At 44.3% G+C, this 18,672-nt stretch carries 17 protein-coding genes and 1 pseudogene; 4 read left to right on the top strand and 14 right to left on the bottom strand.

Features of this window, described 5'->3' with window-relative positions; translation table 11 throughout:
* Nucleotides 1–339: 339 nt before the first annotated feature.
* Nucleotides 340–1,725 carry an APC family permease gene (locus DX073_RS04720; RefSeq protein ID WP_079324818.1) on the top strand — a complete coding sequence of 462 codons (1,386 nt, stop codon included), beginning with the start codon at nt 340–342 and terminating at the stop codon, nt 1,723–1,725.
* Between the two features lie 101 nt (nt 1,726–1,826).
* On the opposite strand, the gene DX073_RS04725 is transcribed toward DX073_RS04720, so the two are convergent.
* Nucleotides 1,827–2,534 carry a ParA family protein gene (locus tag DX073_RS04725; protein ID WP_115005986.1) on the bottom strand — a complete coding sequence of 236 codons (708 nt, stop codon included), beginning with the start codon at nt 2,532–2,534 and terminating at the stop codon, nt 1,827–1,829.
* A gap of 271 nt (nt 2,535–2,805) precedes the next feature.
* Nucleotides 2,806–3,402 (bottom strand): annotated as a pseudogene (locus tag DX073_RS04730) (TetR/AcrR family transcriptional regulator); the annotation flags it as partial.
* Between the two features lie 260 nt (nt 3,403–3,662).
* Between DX073_RS04730 and DX073_RS04735 the strand changes: the two are divergent.
* From DX073_RS04735 to truD, 3 genes are all read left to right on the top strand, one after another.
* The gene (locus tag DX073_RS04735) at nt 3,663–4,844 is read left to right on the top strand and encodes an acyl-CoA desaturase (protein WP_079324824.1); all 1,182 of its coding nucleotides are present in this window, start codon (nt 3,663–3,665) and stop codon (nt 4,842–4,844) included.
* A 645-nt stretch (nt 4,845–5,489) separates the two neighbouring features.
* Complete coding sequence (locus DX073_RS04740) at nt 5,490–6,287, top strand: carbonic anhydrase (RefSeq protein WP_115005990.1); 798 nt, start codon at nt 5,490–5,492, stop codon at nt 6,285–6,287.
* Nucleotides 6,288–6,376: 89 nt separating this feature from the next.
* Nucleotides 6,377–7,459, top strand: a complete 1,083-nt coding sequence (gene truD, locus DX073_RS04745) for a tRNA pseudouridine(13) synthase TruD (RefSeq protein ID WP_115005992.1) — start codon at nt 6,377–6,379, stop codon at nt 7,457–7,459.
* Here the strand turns inward: truD and DX073_RS04750 are convergent.
* The 12 genes from DX073_RS04750 to murG all read right to left on the bottom strand — a co-directional run bounded on the left by DX073_RS04750 (nt 7,456) and on the right by murG (nt 18,346).
* Entirely contained in the window at nt 7,456–8,349 is an 894-nt protein-coding gene (locus tag DX073_RS04750; RefSeq protein WP_115005994.1) for a PHP domain-containing protein, read from the bottom strand. The two genes, truD and DX073_RS04750, sit on opposite strands and share 4 nt — an antisense overlap.
* Nucleotides 8,350–8,637: 288 nt before the next feature.
* Nucleotides 8,638–9,822 carry a cell division protein FtsZ gene (gene ftsZ, locus DX073_RS04755; protein ID WP_115005996.1) on the bottom strand — a complete coding sequence of 395 codons (1,185 nt, stop codon included), beginning with the start codon at nt 9,820–9,822 and terminating at the stop codon, nt 8,638–8,640.
* 334 nt (nt 9,823–10,156) lie between these two features.
* A complete protein-coding gene (gene ftsA / locus DX073_RS04760; protein WP_115005998.1) occupies nt 10,157–11,479 on the bottom strand; it encodes a cell division protein FtsA in 1,323 nt (440 codons plus the stop codon).
* A 106-nt stretch (nt 11,480–11,585) separates the two neighbouring features.
* A complete protein-coding gene (locus DX073_RS04765; RefSeq protein WP_115006000.1) occupies nt 11,586–12,332 on the bottom strand; it encodes a cell division protein FtsQ/DivIB in 747 nt (248 codons plus the stop codon).
* Nucleotides 12,333–12,722: 390 nt separating this feature from the next.
* Nucleotides 12,723–13,631, bottom strand: a complete 909-nt coding sequence (locus DX073_RS04770; RefSeq protein WP_115006002.1) for a D-alanine--D-alanine ligase — start codon at nt 13,629–13,631, stop codon at nt 12,723–12,725.
* A gap of 117 nt (nt 13,632–13,748) precedes the next feature.
* A complete protein-coding gene (locus DX073_RS04775; RefSeq protein WP_115006004.1) occupies nt 13,749–14,168 on the bottom strand; it encodes a type II toxin-antitoxin system VapC family toxin in 420 nt (139 codons plus the stop codon).
* Nucleotides 14,165–14,533 carry a hypothetical protein gene (locus DX073_RS04780; protein ID WP_115006006.1) on the bottom strand — a complete coding sequence of 123 codons (369 nt, stop codon included), beginning with the start codon at nt 14,531–14,533 and terminating at the stop codon, nt 14,165–14,167. Before DX073_RS04780 ends, DX073_RS04775 begins: the two co-directional genes overlap by 4 nt.
* Nucleotides 14,534–14,541: 8 nt before the next feature.
* Nucleotides 14,542–15,993, bottom strand: a complete 1,452-nt coding sequence (murC, locus tag DX073_RS04785) for a UDP-N-acetylmuramate--L-alanine ligase (RefSeq protein ID WP_115006008.1) — start codon at nt 15,991–15,993, stop codon at nt 14,542–14,544.
* Between the two features lie 172 nt (nt 15,994–16,165).
* The gene (locus DX073_RS04790) at nt 16,166–16,690 is read right to left on the bottom strand and encodes a GNAT family N-acetyltransferase (protein ID WP_115006010.1); all 525 of its coding nucleotides are present in this window, start codon (nt 16,688–16,690) and stop codon (nt 16,166–16,168) included.
* Nucleotides 16,691–16,702: 12 nt separating this feature from the next.
* Nucleotides 16,703–16,945: a hypothetical protein gene (locus DX073_RS04795; protein ID WP_147279682.1), complete on the bottom strand. Its 243-nt coding sequence runs from the start codon at nt 16,943–16,945 to the stop codon at nt 16,703–16,705.
* On the bottom strand, nt 16,938–17,267 hold the full coding sequence (locus DX073_RS04800) for a type II toxin-antitoxin system RelE/ParE family toxin (protein WP_115006014.1): 330 nt from the start codon (nt 17,265–17,267) through the stop codon (nt 16,938–16,940). The genes DX073_RS04795 and DX073_RS04800 overlap by 8 nt, the downstream gene beginning before the upstream one ends.
* Nucleotides 17,264–18,346, bottom strand: coding sequence for an undecaprenyldiphospho-muramoylpentapeptide beta-N-acetylglucosaminyltransferase (murG, locus tag DX073_RS04805; protein WP_115006016.1), 1,083 nt, complete (start codon nt 18,344–18,346; stop codon nt 17,264–17,266). Before murG ends, DX073_RS04800 begins: the two co-directional genes overlap by 4 nt.
* Nucleotides 18,347–18,672 lie beyond the last annotated feature (326 nt).

The following is an 18,672-nucleotide window of genomic DNA, read 5'->3' on the forward strand; positions in this document are numbered from 1 at the left end:
TTTAGAAATAAAGACTTACTTTTTATGTGGATTTTTTTTGATTAAAAACCCATCAATGTTACAAAAATCTTGTTAAATATAGATGAAATTTTTAAAAACGCATTGGCATGGGTCAATTTTTGGGGTAAAATTAGCCGTTTTTTTACGTCTGTAAAAATTTGTAAAGAGATTGCCATTTCGGTCAATCATTTTTTAACTCGGAGTTGATAGCTTAATCAAATCTCAAACACGCCCGCTAACAGATTTTATCTGCCAAAAGTACGTTTGATAACAGTATTAGCACCCCCAACGCCTTTTCTGAAGTTTTGCGTTTACGCACGCTTTTTGGAGGACTCTACGTTGAGCACACCTGTTACTACCCAAGCTGCAAAATTGCGGCGAAATCTTGGTCTATGGCACGTCATCATCATTGGTTTGGCTTACATTCAGCCGATGACTTTGCTTGATACTTTTGGTATGGTCTCCCGTGATAGTGGTGGACACGTGCCGATGTCTTATCTTTTTGCACTGTTTGCCATTTTGCTCACATCAATCAGCTATGGGCATATGATTCGTGCCTATCCGTCATCGGGTTCAGCTTACACTTATACACAAAGAGCAATTAACCCGTCTATGGGCTTTATGGTCGGCTGGTCAAGCTGGCTGGATTATCTGCTCTCGCCCATGGTAAACATTATCCTTGCCGTGCTGTATCTTGAAGCCCTATTCCCTGCGGTGAACCACTGGGTGTGGGTGATTGGTCTGACGGGACTGATGACTCTGGTCAATATCTTTGGCTCAAAAACCGTTGCCTACTTTAACAGTTGGATTGTGGCAGTACAGCTACTTGTGATTGCCGTCTTTACCTACCTGATTTATAGCAAATTACAAATGGCACAGTACGCCGCCAACACCAACCCAGAAGACATCTATGAGCTGTGGAGCTTAAAGCCGTTTTGGAGTGAGATGACTTCGGTAGGAGCTTTGATTACGGGTGCGACCATTTTGTGTTTCTCGTTCACAGGCTTTGACTCAATCTCTAGCCTTGCCGAAGAGACCAAAGACGTCAAAAACACCTTGCCAAAAGCGATGATTTTAACCACCCTAATTGCAGGTGCGGTGTTTATTGTCAGTGCTTATTTTATGCAGACTTATTTGCCAAGTAACCCTGAGTTGTATTTTGAAGCGGTGGACGAAACCCAAGCCGAAATCCTGCTATTGGTGGGTGGTTCAGCGTTCCAAGCGATTGTGTTGGGCTTTGCCATTGTAACGGTGATGGCGTCTGGCATCTCGGCTCACGCTGGCGTGTCTCGCCTCATGTATGTGATGGGTCGTGATGGTGTGATTAGCAACAAAATCTTTGGTCAGCTAAGCCCCAAATTCTTGACCCCTGTCAATAACATTCTGATTGCTGGCGGTGTGGCTTTGACCGCAGGCTTTATTAGCTTGGAGACGGTGGTAAACCTAATCAGCTTTGGTGCATTGACGGCGTTTAGCTTTGTAAACCTATCGGTCATTTTCCGCTATGCGGTGCGTGACAAGATGGTTAAAACGCCTAAACAAATCATCAGCTATGTTGTTGTGCCCGTGATTGGCTTTATCAGTATTTTCTTGATGTGGCTAGAAGTGGACAGCACAACCTTTGGTGTGGGTCTGTTCTGGGCGTTCTTGGGCTTTATCTGGCTTGGCATCAAGACAGGTGGCTTCAAAAAACCTGTACCACAATACAAAGAAGAAGATGTATAATCATCTGCTTTATAAAAATCCCGTCTTATGGCGGGATTTTTGTTGTCATAATTTTATCAGTATTATCTAGCAGTCATGATTTGAGCAGGTTTGGGGCAAATCTAAAACCAACTGCCGTCCGTACTCATGCCCGAACATTTACCGTTGCCTGACAGCTTATTTTTGATGAGTGCTAATATCGGTTGCCATTGCCCTTTGGCATCTTGATAGGGTTTTTGTGTCTTGTCAAAGATGGTTAGGGCGTCATCGGCAAGCTGAGCGTAGGCACTTTTTTCACTGATATAAGCCAAAGGACGTTGCCCTATCTCATCAAATATCGCCAACAGTTTGTCGCTTGGCACGCCCCCATCCATGAGCTGTGGGCGTATGCGGTTAGCGACGAGATGAACGTCCACTTTGCCTTTTCTGATTCGCTTGATGTCGGCAATGTTCTTTAAAAATCGCTTGGTGCTGTCTATGTCAAAAAAGGACGGCAACACCGGCACAAACATCAAATCACACTCGCCAATAAGCCGTTCGGCACGCTCACCTGCCACCGCTCCTGGGGCATCGATGATGAGAACATCGGGCTTGGCTTTGTCCATATTTTTGGGCAAATCACCAATGTCGTCGCTGTCTCGCCAGTCAATGCCCATGATGGGCGTGACGTCATCGGGGCGGTATTTTAAAAAACGCAAGGCAGATTTTTGGGGGTCGGCGTCTGCGATGGCAACTTTATAGCCTTCATGAGCCAAGGCGACAGCTAGGGTCAGACTGATTGATGTCTTGCCACAGCCCCCTTTTTGGTTGGCGGTGAGAATGGTGAGCATGCATTAATCCTTAATTGTCGTGTGGTTATTGGTGATGAATGATTGTACCGAAAATCAGGGGTAAATGCAATGTAATAATAAGGCAATAAATCCAATAACATCACACCAAAGGTGGTGTTAATGGCTTAATCAGCTTGGGCGTGATAGCAGGGGCTTGCTCATCGTTGGTGGGAGCGATGTCCGTCTCGTCATCTGTCTGTGGCGACGACTTGACCGCAATGTCTTGGTTAGTGTCTTTGCCGGTATTTTTGACAGAATCTTTGGTAGTGTCTTGGGCGTAGAGTTTTGGTAAGTCTAGCATTTGCACGACAAAGGCATATTTTAAGGTGTCTCTGTCACCCAGATAACGCTGATAAAAGCTAGAATTTAACAGCCCTGCCCCGCCTTGTCCCAACGCCCAAATGCTTGCCAAAAAATCTCGGGTTGCCATGGTGCTGTTCTGCTCAGACAGATACCGCTCGGCAATCTCATAAATACGCTTCATGCGTTCACGGCGAATCTTATACAGCTCACCGAACAGGCGGTTTAGCCCTGACGCGGTCGATGACAGCTTGTCTTCTAGGTGGTGAAACATCATCGCTCGCTGTGGACGCAAAAGCAGTTGTAACACCATACGAGCCACACCCGCCCCTGCCCCATCATCAATGGCGTTCATCTCATACAAGCGTTTTTCGTACTCTATGAGCAGTCGCAACAGTAGCTCATCCTTACTCACAAAATGCTTGTACAACGTCCCCTTTGCCAAATCCAAATGGCGTGCCAAACTATCCAAGGTCAAATCATAATCGCCTGATTCTAATAACAACTGTTCAGCAGTCGCCAAAATCTGCCGTTCTCGGTGCTCAAACTGTTCTTTACGACTGCTCATGTCTTTATTCCCTGAGTGGGCAAAAATGTAAAATCTTCTCAATTATAACAAAATTTTAAACATTGTGAAATATTTTAAAACCATCCATCCTGCCACACACCATTCATTCCCAAAATTTTGATAAAAAAATTATTAAAAAACAATCACTTCTTATTGCTTAACAAATGTTCATTTTTAATAAATTTTTGTGCATGGGCGTTCACATCCTTGATAAATTCATGTATAATAGTACACCAAAACAGGCAACACAGGAAAACACCATGACTGCCAAACACAACCCCCAAGATTTTGAAAATCCCCCCATCAACTGGGTGCCTGCTGTTTTTCTCATCAGCACGCCTTTGCTCGCCTTGATTTTGGTGCCGTGGTATCTATGGACGCATGACACCAGTCCTGCTCTGTGGATTGCCTTTTCGCTATTTATGGCGTGGACGGGACTGTCCATCACCGCAGGCTATCATCGCTTATTTGCCCATAAATCCTATGAAACTCACCCCGTTGTCAAATATTTTTTGCTCATCGGGGCGACCTTGGCGGTACAAAGCTCTGCCTTTGACTGGTGTTCAGGGCACCGTGTCCATCACCGCCATGTCGATGATGAATATGATGACCCCTACTCGGCACGTCGTGGTTTTTGGTTTAGCCATATGCAGTGGATGTTAAAAAAATACCCCAGCGGTCAATACGACTACAAAAACATCCCTGACCTGAAAAAAGACAAGGTACTGGTACACCAACATGAGCATTATGGACTGTGGGTGCTACTGACCAATGTCATCATCCTAAGTGCTGTCGGGCTTATCATTGGTGACATGCTCGGGGCATTTATCATTGTGGGGCTACTGCGTATGGTACTAACCCATCATTTTACCTTTTTTATCAACTCGCTGTGCCACATGTTCGGCACACGCCCTTATACTGATGAAAACACCGCCCGTGATAACCCGATTTTGGCGATTTTTACTTGGGGCGAAGGCTATCATAACTACCATCATTATTTCCAATACGACTATCGCAATGGGGTTAAATGGTGGCAATACGACCCAACCAAATGGCTCATCGCAGGCTTATCCAAAATCGGTCTTGCCAAAGAGCTAAAAACGGTCGATGACCTAACCATCAAGCACGCCGAAGTTACCATGCAGTTTAAACGTGCCGAAGCTCGCATTGCAGGTGGGGATTTGTCCTTAGATGATAAGCTCATGCTGTTTAAAGACAAAATCAGTGCCGAATACGATGCCTTTACCAATACTGTGGAAGAATGGCACGCCCTAAAAGCCAAATCCATGGAGCTAAAACGCACCGAATTTGCCAACCGCTTGCATGAAGCTGATGAATACCTAAAAGAACAGTTCGCCCAAGTGGAACAAAAAATCCGTGACCACAGCGAACGTGTAGAACAAGCCTTTATGCAATTAAAAGGTAAAACTGTTAAAGGCTGATTGGGCAGATTAATCCATCAAGAGAGTGGATTTAGGTTCACTCTCTTTACTCCAATCTCAAATTAAGATAGGGCGTGTTGAACATTAGTATTTGCAATGAAAAATAAGAAAAATCGCACGTTTTTCAAGGAAAAAACAAAGGCTGTGAGTTTTCTATCAGACAAGTTTTTATTATGAAAAACAATCCGACCACTTAATTTTAAGAGATTAAGTTGTAAAAATCTTAAAAATCTACATGATTAAGTGGTCGGATAGCCATTTTTCATGCAAAAATTGATTGATATTGTCAAATTCTCATCTTATTTTATAAAATGTTATCAATGTTCAACATGCCCTAGTAACTTATTGATTATTTAATAATTATTTTTTGAATTGTAGGGGTGAATTACATTCGCCCTTGACAAATCAGTCATTTATGTCAAGTTGAAAATAAGGTACTGAAATAAGTGGAATGGAGGTTGGGATATGTATCATTAATGAATAATTACTTGATATATAATAACATTTTACCTCTATTTATTACTATTAAGTTGCGAGATGTCTTTTTTATGGGATAAACGGGTAACATATAGGCAAAATTTGGACTATAATGTTTTTTCTCATGTACATTTGTGCCTTTTAGCCCATTGTTAATAAGGATCTGCTATGTTAAAACCTACTCTCGCCATTAGCGTACTTGCCCTAACCTTATCTGCTTGCACCACCACCCAAAACGTCAAGCCTGAACACGCTCATGTTCATGGTCATGACCATCATCACAACCACGACCACGGCTGGGACTATGCCCATCCAGAAAAATGGGGCGACCTAGAAGTGAACAAACTGTGTGGCACGGGCGTAGAGCAGTCACCCATTAACATCGACACCGTAGTCAAGCCACGCCCTGACTCACAAGGCAACTTCACCCTAACCCCAAGCTACACCGCCAGCGATTTTGAAGTTGAAAACAACGGTCACACCATTGTCTTTAATGCCAAAGATGACAAAAACACCCTAAATGTCAATGGCGTGGACTATAAATTGCTACAATTTCACTACCACGTACCTAGTGAACACACCGTGATGAATGCGTTTTATCCGTTGGAGATTCACTTTGTTCACCAAAATGCCAATGGCGGTTTGGCGGTGGTTGGCGTCTTGGTAGAAAAAGGAGCGACCAATGCTGACCTTGGCAAAATCCTAACCGACCTACCCAAAGACGGCAAATATAAAGGCACACTATCCGCCTTTGATGTCTCCACCATCATGCCCAAAGACAGCAAAACTTATGCCTATAACGGCTCACTTACCACCCCGCCTTGCTCAGAGCAAGTACAATGGCTACTACAAGCCAAGCCAATCACTGCTGACAGCAAACAGCTAAACACCCTCGCCAAGCTCTACAACGGCAACAACCGCCCTGTACAGCCACAAGGTGACCGTACTGTCTATGTGGTAGAATAATTGGCAACACTCGCCAAACATGCTACAATACAAACGCCCGAGTCTTTGCTTGGGCGTTTTTAATTTTATCATTGTTAAAGAACATCATCATGACTCATCATGCCCTACACCGCCCTTTTGCCCCTGCCATCATCTCGGCTGATTTTAAGACTTATCCTGCTGACTTTATCGTCAAAGAGCTGATGACTGTTGATTTTGGTGGGCAAGGCGAGCATTTGTGGGTGCATGTCTGCAAAGTCGGCATGAACACCGCCTTTGTTGCCAAACTTTTGGCGGGCTGGGCGGACATCGCCATGCGTGATGTCGGCTACTCGGGACTAAAAGACCGCCATGCCCAGACGTATCAATGGTTTAGCCTAAGATTGCCCAAGCGTGGTATGCCTGCATTAGAGTTTGATGAGTTTGTCAAAAACCATCTAAAAGAGGGTGAAAGCCTAACGCTCATCGCTCATCACTGGCACGACAAAAAACTCCACCGTGGCACGCACAAAGCCAATGCCTTTACCATTACGCTAAGACAAGTGGCAGGCGAGATGTCCGCCATCAATGCACAGCTTGCTCGCATCAAACAAGCAGGCGTACCAAACTATTTTGGTGAGCAACGCTTTGGGCGTGATGGCGATAACATCAATCAAGCCAAAGCCTTTTTTGAAAAAATACTCTCATCTGCCAAGCCTTATAAGCCCTTTAAAAAAGACATGGATAAGCACAGCCTATATGTGTCATCCGCCAGAAGCATGCTGTTTAATGCCTTGCTTAGTGATCGAGTACGGCTTGGGTGTTGGGATAAGGCAGTGACAGGCGATGTGTTCAACCTAGACGGGACGGGTTCTATTTTTTGTGCCGACATTGACGATGAGATAATTCGACGAGTATCAGAGCAGGACATTCACCCCACCGCCCCACTGTTTGGAGTGGGCGAGCCAAAAAACACCGATGAGAGCCTATTCATTTATCAGGCGGTATTGGCACAAGATGAATTTGAGCTTATCAAAAATGGACTGTTAAAAGTCGGGGTCAAACTGGCTCAACGCCCCTTACGTCTAAGGATTCATGGGCTAAATTGGCAATGGCATGATGACAGTCTAACGCTAGACTTTGAGTTGCCCACTGGCAGTTTTGCCACCAGCGTGCTGTTTGCTTTGTGTGAGAATTTGGTCGAGAACCGTTAAAACCGCTCCCACACTCCCACCTGCTCCGCCTTAGGTGTGGCGACTTGTCCAAGTTTTCGCCATGGCATGTTTGCCCCGTGAAAATCTGACCCCACCGACACCATGAGTCCATGCTCTGCCACACATCTGTCTATCATCGCTCGGGTAGACATGGGCTCGCTAGGACTGGGCAACTCAACCGCCTGACCACCCAGCATGGCAAAGTCAGCGATGAGCTTACGCACACGAGTGGCGGACAAATCATAGCGAGTGGGGTGAGCCAGTACCGAAATCCCACCACATTCATGGATAAGCTCTATGGTCTGACCCATGGTTAAGCTATCAATGGCAACATAAGCTGGCTTATTATCCGCCAGATATTTATCAAAAGCATCTTGCACCGTCCGCACCACACCCAGTTCAAATAATACTTGTCCAATATGAGCCCGTCCCACGGCTTTGGCATTGCCGTTTGCCTTACCCAATACCGCTTGCCATAATACCTGCTCATCAATATGAGCAAAATCCGCCATGTCTGCCAATATCTTCGCCATCTTTACCACAATGGCATGACCACGAGTTTCCCGAGAATTTTGTAAATGGTTAAGTTTTTGATTTAATCGCTCTTTATCCTTAAAATTAAGGGCAACCACATGAATGGTCTTGGTTGTGGATTTATTTTTGCCATAGCCACCATTCATCTGATGATGACAACTAATCTCTGCCCCATCAATCAAACGCATGCCTAGCTCATTCGCCATTTGCCGTGCTTCATCAATGCCAGCGGTGGTGTCATGGTCGGTCAAGGCAAAAACTTCAATGCCCATCTCATGAGCCAACTTTACCACATAAGCAGGGGAGAATGTGCCATCAGAGCGGGTGCTGTGGCTATGCAAGTCCACTTTTATCATAGATTATTTATCTCATTTACTAGGGCGTGCCTGACTTTGGTATTTGCAATGAAAAATGAGAAAAATCGCACGTTTTTCAAGGAAAAAACAAAGGCTGTGAGTTTTCTATCAGACAAGTTTTCGCCTTCGAGCCACAAGATTTAGCCATTTTTCATGCAAAAATTGATTAAAATTGTCAATTTTTCATCTTATTTTATAAAAATGTTATCAATGGTAGGCACGCCCTATTTATTTTACCATCAAATAAAACAAAACCCCACCAATGGCAGGGTTTACACAAAGAGCATATCACTTATTATGCTGTTGTGATTTTAGGTAGCTATTCACATCAATACGTGTCTTGACCTGCGGAGCGGTCTGCGGCTGAGCCTGTGCTTGCACTGACTGTGCCTGTGGTTGGGTCTGCTGTGCTTGCTGCCTACTCTCCAAGGCACTGACATGACCTGCGGGGGCAGTTTGTAGGTTCTGAATCGGAGCTTGTTGCACAGCGACCTTTGGACGGTCATCCAAGGTCAAACCCGTGGCAATGACTGTGACATGAATCTCATCACCCATGCTCTCATCTTGGACATAGCCATAGAAGATATTACCTTCTTCTAGGTCAGCAATCGATGACAACGCTTCGGCAATCTCCTCGGGCTCACTCATCATCAGCTCAGCTGCGGTAATGTTCACCAACAGCCCCTTGGCATTTTCAAGACGAATGTCATCAAGCAGTGGTGAGCGAATGGCTTTTTCGGCAGCTTGTCTGGCACGGTCATCGCCACTGGCACGACCGATACCCATCATCGCATAGCCTTTGGCAGTCATGGCAGTACGCACGTCCCTAAAATCGGTGTTAATCACCACATTATCCGCCGTATCCACGATTTGCACCAAGCCACTTACCGCGTGCAGAAGTACGTCATCGGCTTTTTTAAGAGCATCTGTAAAAGAGATTTGCTTATAAATCTTCAACAATTTTTGGTTAGGAATGGTGATAATCGCATCAACCAGCTCTGTTAGTTGGCTAACGCCATCTTTGGCAGACTTCATGCGTTTTTTGCCTTCAAAGTCAAATGGCGTGGTCACCACAGCAACGGTCAAAATACCCATCTCTTTGGCAACACGAGCCACCACAGGAGCGGCACCCGTGCCTGTACCACCACCCATGCCTGCGGTGATAAATACCATATTATAGCCATCTAACATCGAGCGAATTTCATCTTCGTCTTCTTCGGCATAACGGCGACCTTCCTCAGGATTACCACCTGCACCCAAACCTTCCGAGCCAAGCTGAATCTTGTGTGGCACGGTCAGATTATCAAGAGCGGTACGGTCAGTATTGGCAGCGACAAATGTCACCCCATTAAGACCTTCTTGCACCATATGCTCGACCGCATTACCGCCACCGCCACCCACGCCAAAAACGATAAAGCGTGCTTTACCGTAGTTTACTTGACCGTCATCTGTATCAAGACCATATTTAGACATTTATTTCTCCGAATTCTTTTATCATATTGACATATATCATATTGACATAGAAACTATTTTGATATTATAACACCAATTCACCCCATATTAAATAGCAGGGTGAATGATTGGCTTGAAATAAGCTGTTAATGGGCAAATGTAGCCAAGATAGACGTTTATTATCTTGGTATTGTTAAATAAAGATAGATTTTAAGGTTTTCCGTTCGGACTGAGCTTGTCGAAGTCTAGGAAAACCGTTATGGTTCGACAAGCTCACCACGAACGGCTTTCTAGAAAAGTATACTCAATTAACAATACCATTATCTTTTACCCCAACCATTAAAAAGCAATATCATCACAGTAACTGTCTTAATTTATCAAGCCATGATTGGCATTTTTGCCCAACACGCCCAAAAAAGCCCACTCTATCCAAATCGCCAAACTGCCCACGCTCATCGCGAGCATACTGCTCACTTTGATAATACATGAGTGCCCCGATGATACTATGTAATTTCGGGTCGGACAGATGTGTTTTTAAAAGCCCGATATCATCATCGCTAAGCAGTTCAGTATGCACCACTACCTTTGGGTTGATGTCCATTTGACGTACGCTGACACCAAACTGTCTTTCTATCAAGCTGGGCAAATCCCTCATGTCCGCCCCGCCACCTGCCAACACCACGCCCATGTCCATGAACTGGTCTAGTCCTTTGGCGGTCAATTCATCAAAAATCTCATGTAGCAGTGCCAGATAACGTGCTTCAATGATACTGGCAAGTTTATATAAATGAACCGTCAATTCGCTGTCATGATGACGTTTTTTAAGCGTGATAAAATCACTTTTGCTTTGTTTGCTGGCGTTCGCTGAGCCGTGATGTTTTTTTAAAGATTCAGCTTCTAATAAAGTCAGTCCAAGCGTACTGGCGATGTCCATGTCCACCAGTTGCCCACCCACAGGCAGACAGCGAGTGTAGAGCAACATGCCTTCTTGGTACAGGCACACTTTGGTGAGTGCTGCACCGATGTCAATAAAGCACACACCACGCTGTTTTTCATCACTGCTTAGGGCGTATTCACTGCTGGTTATCCCATCAAAAAACATGGGATGAACTTCTAGGTTATTTGAGACCATCAAATCCTTGATTTGGGCATAAAACATGCTAGGCACGCTGATAAGATGATAGCCAACGGTCAGTTTATGAGCCAACATACCCACAACATCTTTGCCACTTTGGTCATCATCAAGCCAAAAACGCTGTTGGCACAACTGCACGTCTTTATGTCCTTTTTGTGCCAGTCCTACTTTGGCGTCATTTAAAATATCCCGAACATCATCATGGCTTATCTTACGTCCAAGAGTGTCGCCCGTGGGATTTTGTCCTGTGATGATTTTATCTTGAATGCCGTTTTCGCCCATCATCGCAGGACTGGCAAAAGACAGCCCGACATAAGAGACTTGCACGCCTGCCATATCAATGGCTTCTCGCAATGACTTATGAATGGCACTGAGCAGATGTTCACGATTGACGATTTGACCACCAAAAAACGCGTCCGTTTTGGCAAGTCCAAGCCCCATGATTTGGGTTTTTTTATGATGAACGTCAAAATAGCCCACAACAGTATAAACCGCCGTGGAACTTAGATGAATCACCGCATGAATGTCAGAATCGGGTATCATAATTGACCACAATTAGGGGAAATCCCCCTGCCCAAAAACAAGATTGTCAAAACACTTGTTTTAAAAATCTATCAAAAATAAAATAAATCAAATTTTAAAATAGCCTTTATTTCTTATTTCGCCACGCAATAGAAAAACCGTTTTTATAACGCAAGTCAACCGACTGCATGTCATTAATACGCTCAGCAAATCGCTCATTTAAAATCTGTGCCAACTGATGAAGTTTTTGTGTGGTATTCTCATCATCAACAACCACCCTGAGCCCGTTATGAAAACGTATAACCCACGTGTTACGTGGTGTCAATATCAAATCATCCACCGTCAGCCCAAGCGGAGCAAACTGCTGATTGACGTACTGCATTTGACGCATGATGGCATCTGCCTGTGTCGCCGAGCCATGCAATGTGACCAAATCAGGGTTCATGACATCGCCTTTATCGGCAGGTCTAAACACCACACCGTTAGCATCAATCATCTCTTGACTGCCGAAATTGGCAATGGGCTTGCGTGGCACCGCCTCAACCGTAATGCCCTGATACCAGTCACGGCGTACGGTCGCATGCTCCACCCACGATAAGCTTGTCACACTGTCATGGATTTGGTGCAAATTACCCCCAAAAAAAGATATTTCTCCAAAGGGGGCGATTGCCTGCATCAATGACTGGCTCTCTGGTGTGGTCAAATTTGATGCTTCCACATGGATGGGTTTGGCAGGGCTTTTGCCGATGGTTTGCATGGCAAAAAAGCCAATGGCAAACATCAGCCCAAGCGTCACCAAAGCCGATTGCCATGATTTTGACAAATGCTTGTCATCATGCCCCTCATGCTCATGGTTAATATGGTCTGCTGTCATCTCTGCCACGGTTGCACCCAGTTAGATAGCCAAATATTACAAATGTATCGCTAAAACAAGCTTAAAAATGAACGCTTGCGTACATATTTTATTAAACAAGGCTAAAATTTATATATTTTATCCTATTCTTGTTTTTATTTAAAGTAAAAAATCATCACTAAATGACTGATTTTACATGGCGTTACATTTCATCAATGAAATTGTTAGAATTAATTTGTCACAGTCACAATATCAAAATACACAAAATAATCAGCATTATTTAAAAGTATTTTAAGTTTGAAACATAAAGGCAAGTCAGACTTGCCCGATTTAAATATGCCGATAAGCAAATTGTGACTCACCCATTAATTCAGCTAAACATTTCGTTTATCACGGCAAACACATCATTATTTATAACGTCTGCTCTAAAATCCTCACACACAAATCCGCAAATTCAATCCCTGCTTCTTTGGCTGCCATCGGCACAAGGCTGTGGTCGGTCATACCCGGCACGGTATTGATTTCTAGGACATACAGCTTGCCGTCATCAGATTTTAAAAAGTCCACACGAGACCAGCCACGCCCACCCATGGCAGAAAAAGCACGTTTGGCAAGCTCGCCCATTTCACGCTCTTGTTCGGCAGTTAAATCAGACGGACATTGATACACCGTGTCATCACGCAGATACTTGGCTTCATAGTCATAAAACTTGCCCTTGGGGATAATGCGAATGCTTGGCAAGACATCATCGCCAAGTAGCGAACAAGCGTACTCGCCCCCTGTAATCGCCTTTTCTGCCAAAATCTCGCCGTGATACTGTTTTAGCTTTGGGTACGCCTTTGCCAAACCGCCCTCTTCTTCTATCATCATCACGCCCACGCTAGAACCCTCAGAAGCAGGTTTGACAAAGAGTGGTAAGCCAAATTCACGCTCCACGGCTTCAAAATCGCTGTCATCGTGCAAAACCACATAAGGCACGTTGGGCAAACCTAAGGACTGCCACACCAAACGACAACGAAATTTATCCATGGCAATCGCACTTGCGAGCACGCCACAACCTGTATAAGGAATCTTAAAGCCGTCAAGCACGCCTTGCAAACTGCCGTCTTCGCCAAAAGTACCATGTAGCACATTGAACACACGGTCATACTCACGCAATTTTGAAATGTCGGTCTCTTGCGGGTCAAAATGATGAGCGTCCACGCCTTTTGATAATAAGGCGTTTAATACCGCTTTACCGCTATTTAAAGATACTTCACGTTCGGCACTAAATCCACCGCAAACCACGGCAACTTTGCCAAATTTTGTTACATCGTTCATAAGTTTTTCCAAATTAAATCAAACTGTAAGGTGTGTACAACACACCATTATTTAAAAATATGCCATTAAGGGTGCGTAATACGTACCTTACTCAAATTGCACAAAGTTAATTTTTGGTTAATTATCAAACCAATTTTCAATCATCAAACCGTCAATCGCCTTAAAATCGTCCACATTGCGAGTTACCAAAATGGCGTTATTGACTAAGGCAATGGACGCAATTTGACTGTCGGCAAAAGATAAAGTTTTGCCTTTTGCTCGGCATTCAGCACGGATTTTGGCGTGAATGTCGGCACATTCTTGGGTGTAGTGATATTTGGGCAATAAAGCCAAATCATCGTGGATAAATTTGGCGATATTTTGTTTTCGCACGCCGTCTTTCATGCCATACAACCCATATAAAAGCTCATGCCAAACCGTTATCGCCATACCAAAATGATGAAAATTTTGATAATAGTTTTGTACGACTTTTTTATTGGGTTCTAAGCGAATGACTTCTGAAAAGACATTATTATCAGGCAAAATTAGTTTATTCATTCAAAGCTCACTTCTCGCCCAGTATCATTTTTATCTCTTAGGCTTGCCCAATAGCTATCGCTCTCATCGTCCGTCCAATCATCATTTTTGGCAAGGGCTTTTTCATAATTCACACGCCACATCAAAAAACTTTTTTGTTGTTCGGACGGCTCACGAATATCCAATCCCAAATTTTCCAAAAAGGATTTATTTTCTTGTTGCCATTTTTGCCATTGCTCATTTTTTAAATCAAACTCGGTTTGATTTTTGCCAATGATTTCAAAAAAGTTTTCAATCAAATCAAATACCACCATTTGCTGTTTTTGTGGCAAATATTGCAGATGCTCAATCGCTTTTTGATATCGCTCGCTATGAACTAACGACATAAAATCCCCTATAAATACAAATTATTATCTCTCAGCTCCAAACAAATCTGCCCCACATTACCCGCCCCTTGCGTGATAAGCAGGTCATTGGCGTGTAGGGTAACTTTTAGCACTTGGGCGATTTGTTCTTTGTCATTGACACTTAGCACAATCGGCTCAACCTGCCCACGCTCACGCAGTGAACGAGCCAAATCGTTGCTACTCGCCCCCTTAATCGGCTCTTCGCCAGCACTATACACATCAAGTAAAATCAGCTTATCCACCTGCGACAACACATTGACAAACTCGCTAAAACAATCTCGTGTACGGCTGTAACGGTGTGGCTGAAACATCATCACCAAACGGCGGTCGGGGTAGCTTTGGCGGGCAGCACGAATGGTCGCTTGCACTTCGGCAGGGTGATGACCATAGTCATCAACGAGCAGGATATTGCCCCCGTCATGGCTTACGTCCGCTTGCTGTTCAAAGCGTCTGCCCACGCCTGCAAATTTACCCACCGCACGCACAATCGCTTCATCGTCCACGCCTTCATCGGTCGCCAGCGTAATCGCCCCCAAGGCATTTAGCACGTTATGCTCACCGGGGATATTTAAGGTCAAGCGAAGCGGTTCACGGTCTTTACGCAATACGGTAAAATGCGTGCGAGTGCCGTCCACCACCACGTCCACCGCTTGCACGTCATTATGCTCTTTAAAGCCAAAAGTCAGCACAGGGCGAGCAATGTCGTCAATCATGCCATACAGCTCATCATCATCGCCACACACCACCGCCAACCCATAAAACGGCATATTGTGCAAAAACTGAATGTAGGCTTGTTTTAGCTTATCAAAACTACCGCCATAAGTGTCCATGTGGTCTTCGTCAATGTTGGTAACAATGCTCGCCATGGGACGCAAACTCAAAAATGACGCATCGGACTCGTCCGCTTCCGCCACAAGGTATCGGCTACTACCCAAGGACGCATTTTTGCCAGAGGCATTCAATTTACCGCCAATCACATAAGTTGGGTCAAGTCCCGCTTCGGTGAGCATCATCGTAAGTAGGCTTGTGGTTGTGGTCTTGCCGTGAGCCCCTGCCACTGCAATGCTGTGGCGGTATCGCATAAGCTCTCCGAGCATATCGGCACGGCGAACCACAGGCAGTCGGGCTTGTAAGGCGGTCTGAATCTCGGGGTTGGTTTTATCAATGGCGGACGACACCACCAGCACGTCAGCATTTTTGATATTGGACGAATCATGCCCGATAAACACCGTAATGCCCAGACTCTCTAAACGCTTGGTAACCACGCTTTCTTTGATGTCCGAGCCTGTTACCGTATAGCCTTGATTGGCAAGCACTTCGGCAATTCCGCACATACCCGCCCCACCGATACCGACAAAATGCACGGTGTTAATCCGTCTCATTTCTGGAATTTCAATGAGTTGTTTGGGCAGGGTTTTGACGTTGGTTGAATTTGGCATAACTTTTTCTCTTTATTAGGTGTTAAATGGGGTTGGTAAATAATTACCATGATTTTTTATCTGGATAACTTTTAACTTAAACTATCCAATTCGATTTAAAATACAAATGTTAATATATCAATCAATTTAATTTGGTACATTAAGGTAAATATTTTACCCTATTATTTTAAAATCAAAACCGATACATATAAACCGCATGGTTAATAATATCGCCATTGACGTTTTCATTATTGGCAATAATACCACAAAACTCAAATCCCAATCGCTCGGCGACTTTTCGGCTTGGGGCATTATGCTCGCCTGCCTTAATGTCCACCACATCCATGCCATAGGTATGTTTGGCAATGTCCATAATCGCACGCACGGCAAGGGTCATGATACCACGCCCTTGATATTCTTGGTGTAGCCAATAGCCAATCTCTGCCTTTTTTAGATGATGATAAATGTTATTTAAACTCACCGCCCCGATGATTTTATTATCATAAATAAGATGGGTATGAATGGCTTTGTCATCGGCATATTGGTGTAAAGCAAATTTGACAAATTCACGATAGCTATTTTCACTAAAATCATTCGCCCACGGTAGCCATTTGCCCAAATAATCTTTTTGGGTATTAACAATGTCATTTATTTGACTGGCAAATGATGAATGCATCAAGGTTAGGCTTAATGTGTCGTTGATTTTATAATAAAACATTTTAATACCCAATTAGCCAAACTGAATACTTTTTTGATTGGTCATTACTTTGGCAATGGCACTGGCGATTAAATCATTCAAACTTATCTCATTATTTTCTTTATCCAGTTTGGCACGGGCTTTTTCAGCCACCAAAAAGGCTTGTTTGATATGCTCTACGCCACCGCCATTTGTCATTGCCATTTCAAGAAATAATTCGATATCCTCATGGCTTTGCATATAATCAACTGGGTCAAATTTTTTTAATTCACTCATTTTCATTATCAATCTCCGATGATAGCAATTTGGCTTTTTTAATGTCATCTTGCTGGCTATCTTTGTCGCCACCACACAACAAAACAACTACCACGTTGCCACGAATAACATAATAAACACGATAGCCCGCCCCGTCATGAAATCTTAATTCATAAATACCGCCACCGACCGAATTGATGTCACCAAAAAATCCTTCATTTTCAATGCGAAAAAGGCGTTCAGCAATTTGCATTTTTACACGTCTGTTGCGTAATTTGCTTAACCAACGGTCAAACACAGGCGTACTAACAACTTGATAAGGAGTTAATGAGGTATCACTCATGTCTTAACCACACGCTCCACAATATCCGCCACTTGCGTAGTCGTATCTGTTTTGGCAAAGGCTCGGGCGTTAGTTGCCATATCTAGACATTGCTGACGGTCAAGATTGCCCAAAATCTGTGCAAGTTTTTCACCCGACAGCTCGTTTTGGGGCAACAAAATCCCTGCCCCATGCTCGGTTAGGCTCTTGGCATTGGCGGTTTGGTGGTCGTCCACGGCGTGCGGTAGCGGAATAAAAATCGGAGCAACGCCCACGCTGGCAATCTCGGTTACCGTCAAAGCCCCTGCCCGACAAATAATCACGTCCGCCCAACTGTACGCCTGTGCCATATCATCAATAAACGGCATGACTTCAAACACATGACGGCTTGTATCAATCCCTGCTTGTGAGTAGGCGACCAACATGGCGTTATGGTTGTCTTTACCGCATTGGTGTCGCACGGTTAGGGGCTTGTCGGACAACTTTAACAGCTCTACCACCGCTTCATTGATGGCTTTTGCCCCAAGCGAACCGCCCACCACCAGCACCTTTGGGGGCGATGTATCCGCCACGTCATAACGCTCACTTGGCGGTGTAGCGTTGATAATCGCAGTGCGTACAGGGTTACCCACCGTAACAAGTCTGTCGCCCATGCCACTAAATGCCCCGTCAAAGGCTTGTAGCACTTTTGCCGAATGGGGGGCTAGGGTCTTGTTGCTCATTCCTGCAATGGCGTTTTGCTCATGAATGATGAGCGGTTTGCCTGATAATTTGCTTGCCAATCCCCCCGGTACAGTCACATACCCACCAAAGCCGATAACCACGTCTATGTTGTTGTTTTTGATGATATTTTTGCTTGCCATAACCGCTTTAAACAGCATAAAGGGCAATTTAATCGCCCGAGCCAATCCCTTACCCCGCAAGCCCTGCATATCAATATGGTGCATGGTGTAGCCGTGTTTGGCGACAAGCTCGTTTTCCATGCCGTTTGGCGTGCCAAGCCAATGCACGACCGCCCCACGAGATGTCAGCTCGTCCGCCACCGCCAACGCAGGAAAAACGTGTCCGCCTGTACCTGCCGCCATAATCAATACATTCATCGTTATTCTCTAATTTAAAATTTAACCCCCTATTTTGTAACAAAATGGGGGAAATTACAAGGGGAAAATGAGTGGGTGTAAGTTTTTCTTTTAGCTAAGTTTGCCAATCTTACGGCAGTTGTGTAAAATTCTCTATAAATTACATCAGGTTTTCAAAATTCACGTTGCTACAAGCCATCAAAAAATTTTGATAAACTCTGCCATTATTCGATATAATAGACCGCTTAACATCCAAGCCATCCTAGCCCTAAAATTCACTCATGAAAAAAATACTACAAAATCAAAAAATCGCCGAGTTCATCAGTCAAATGCCCATCATCAAACGT

It is taken from the genome of Moraxella lacunata (genome assembly GCF_900453205.1).
GTDB lineage: Bacteria > Pseudomonadota > Gammaproteobacteria > Pseudomonadales > Moraxellaceae > Moraxella > Moraxella lacunata_B.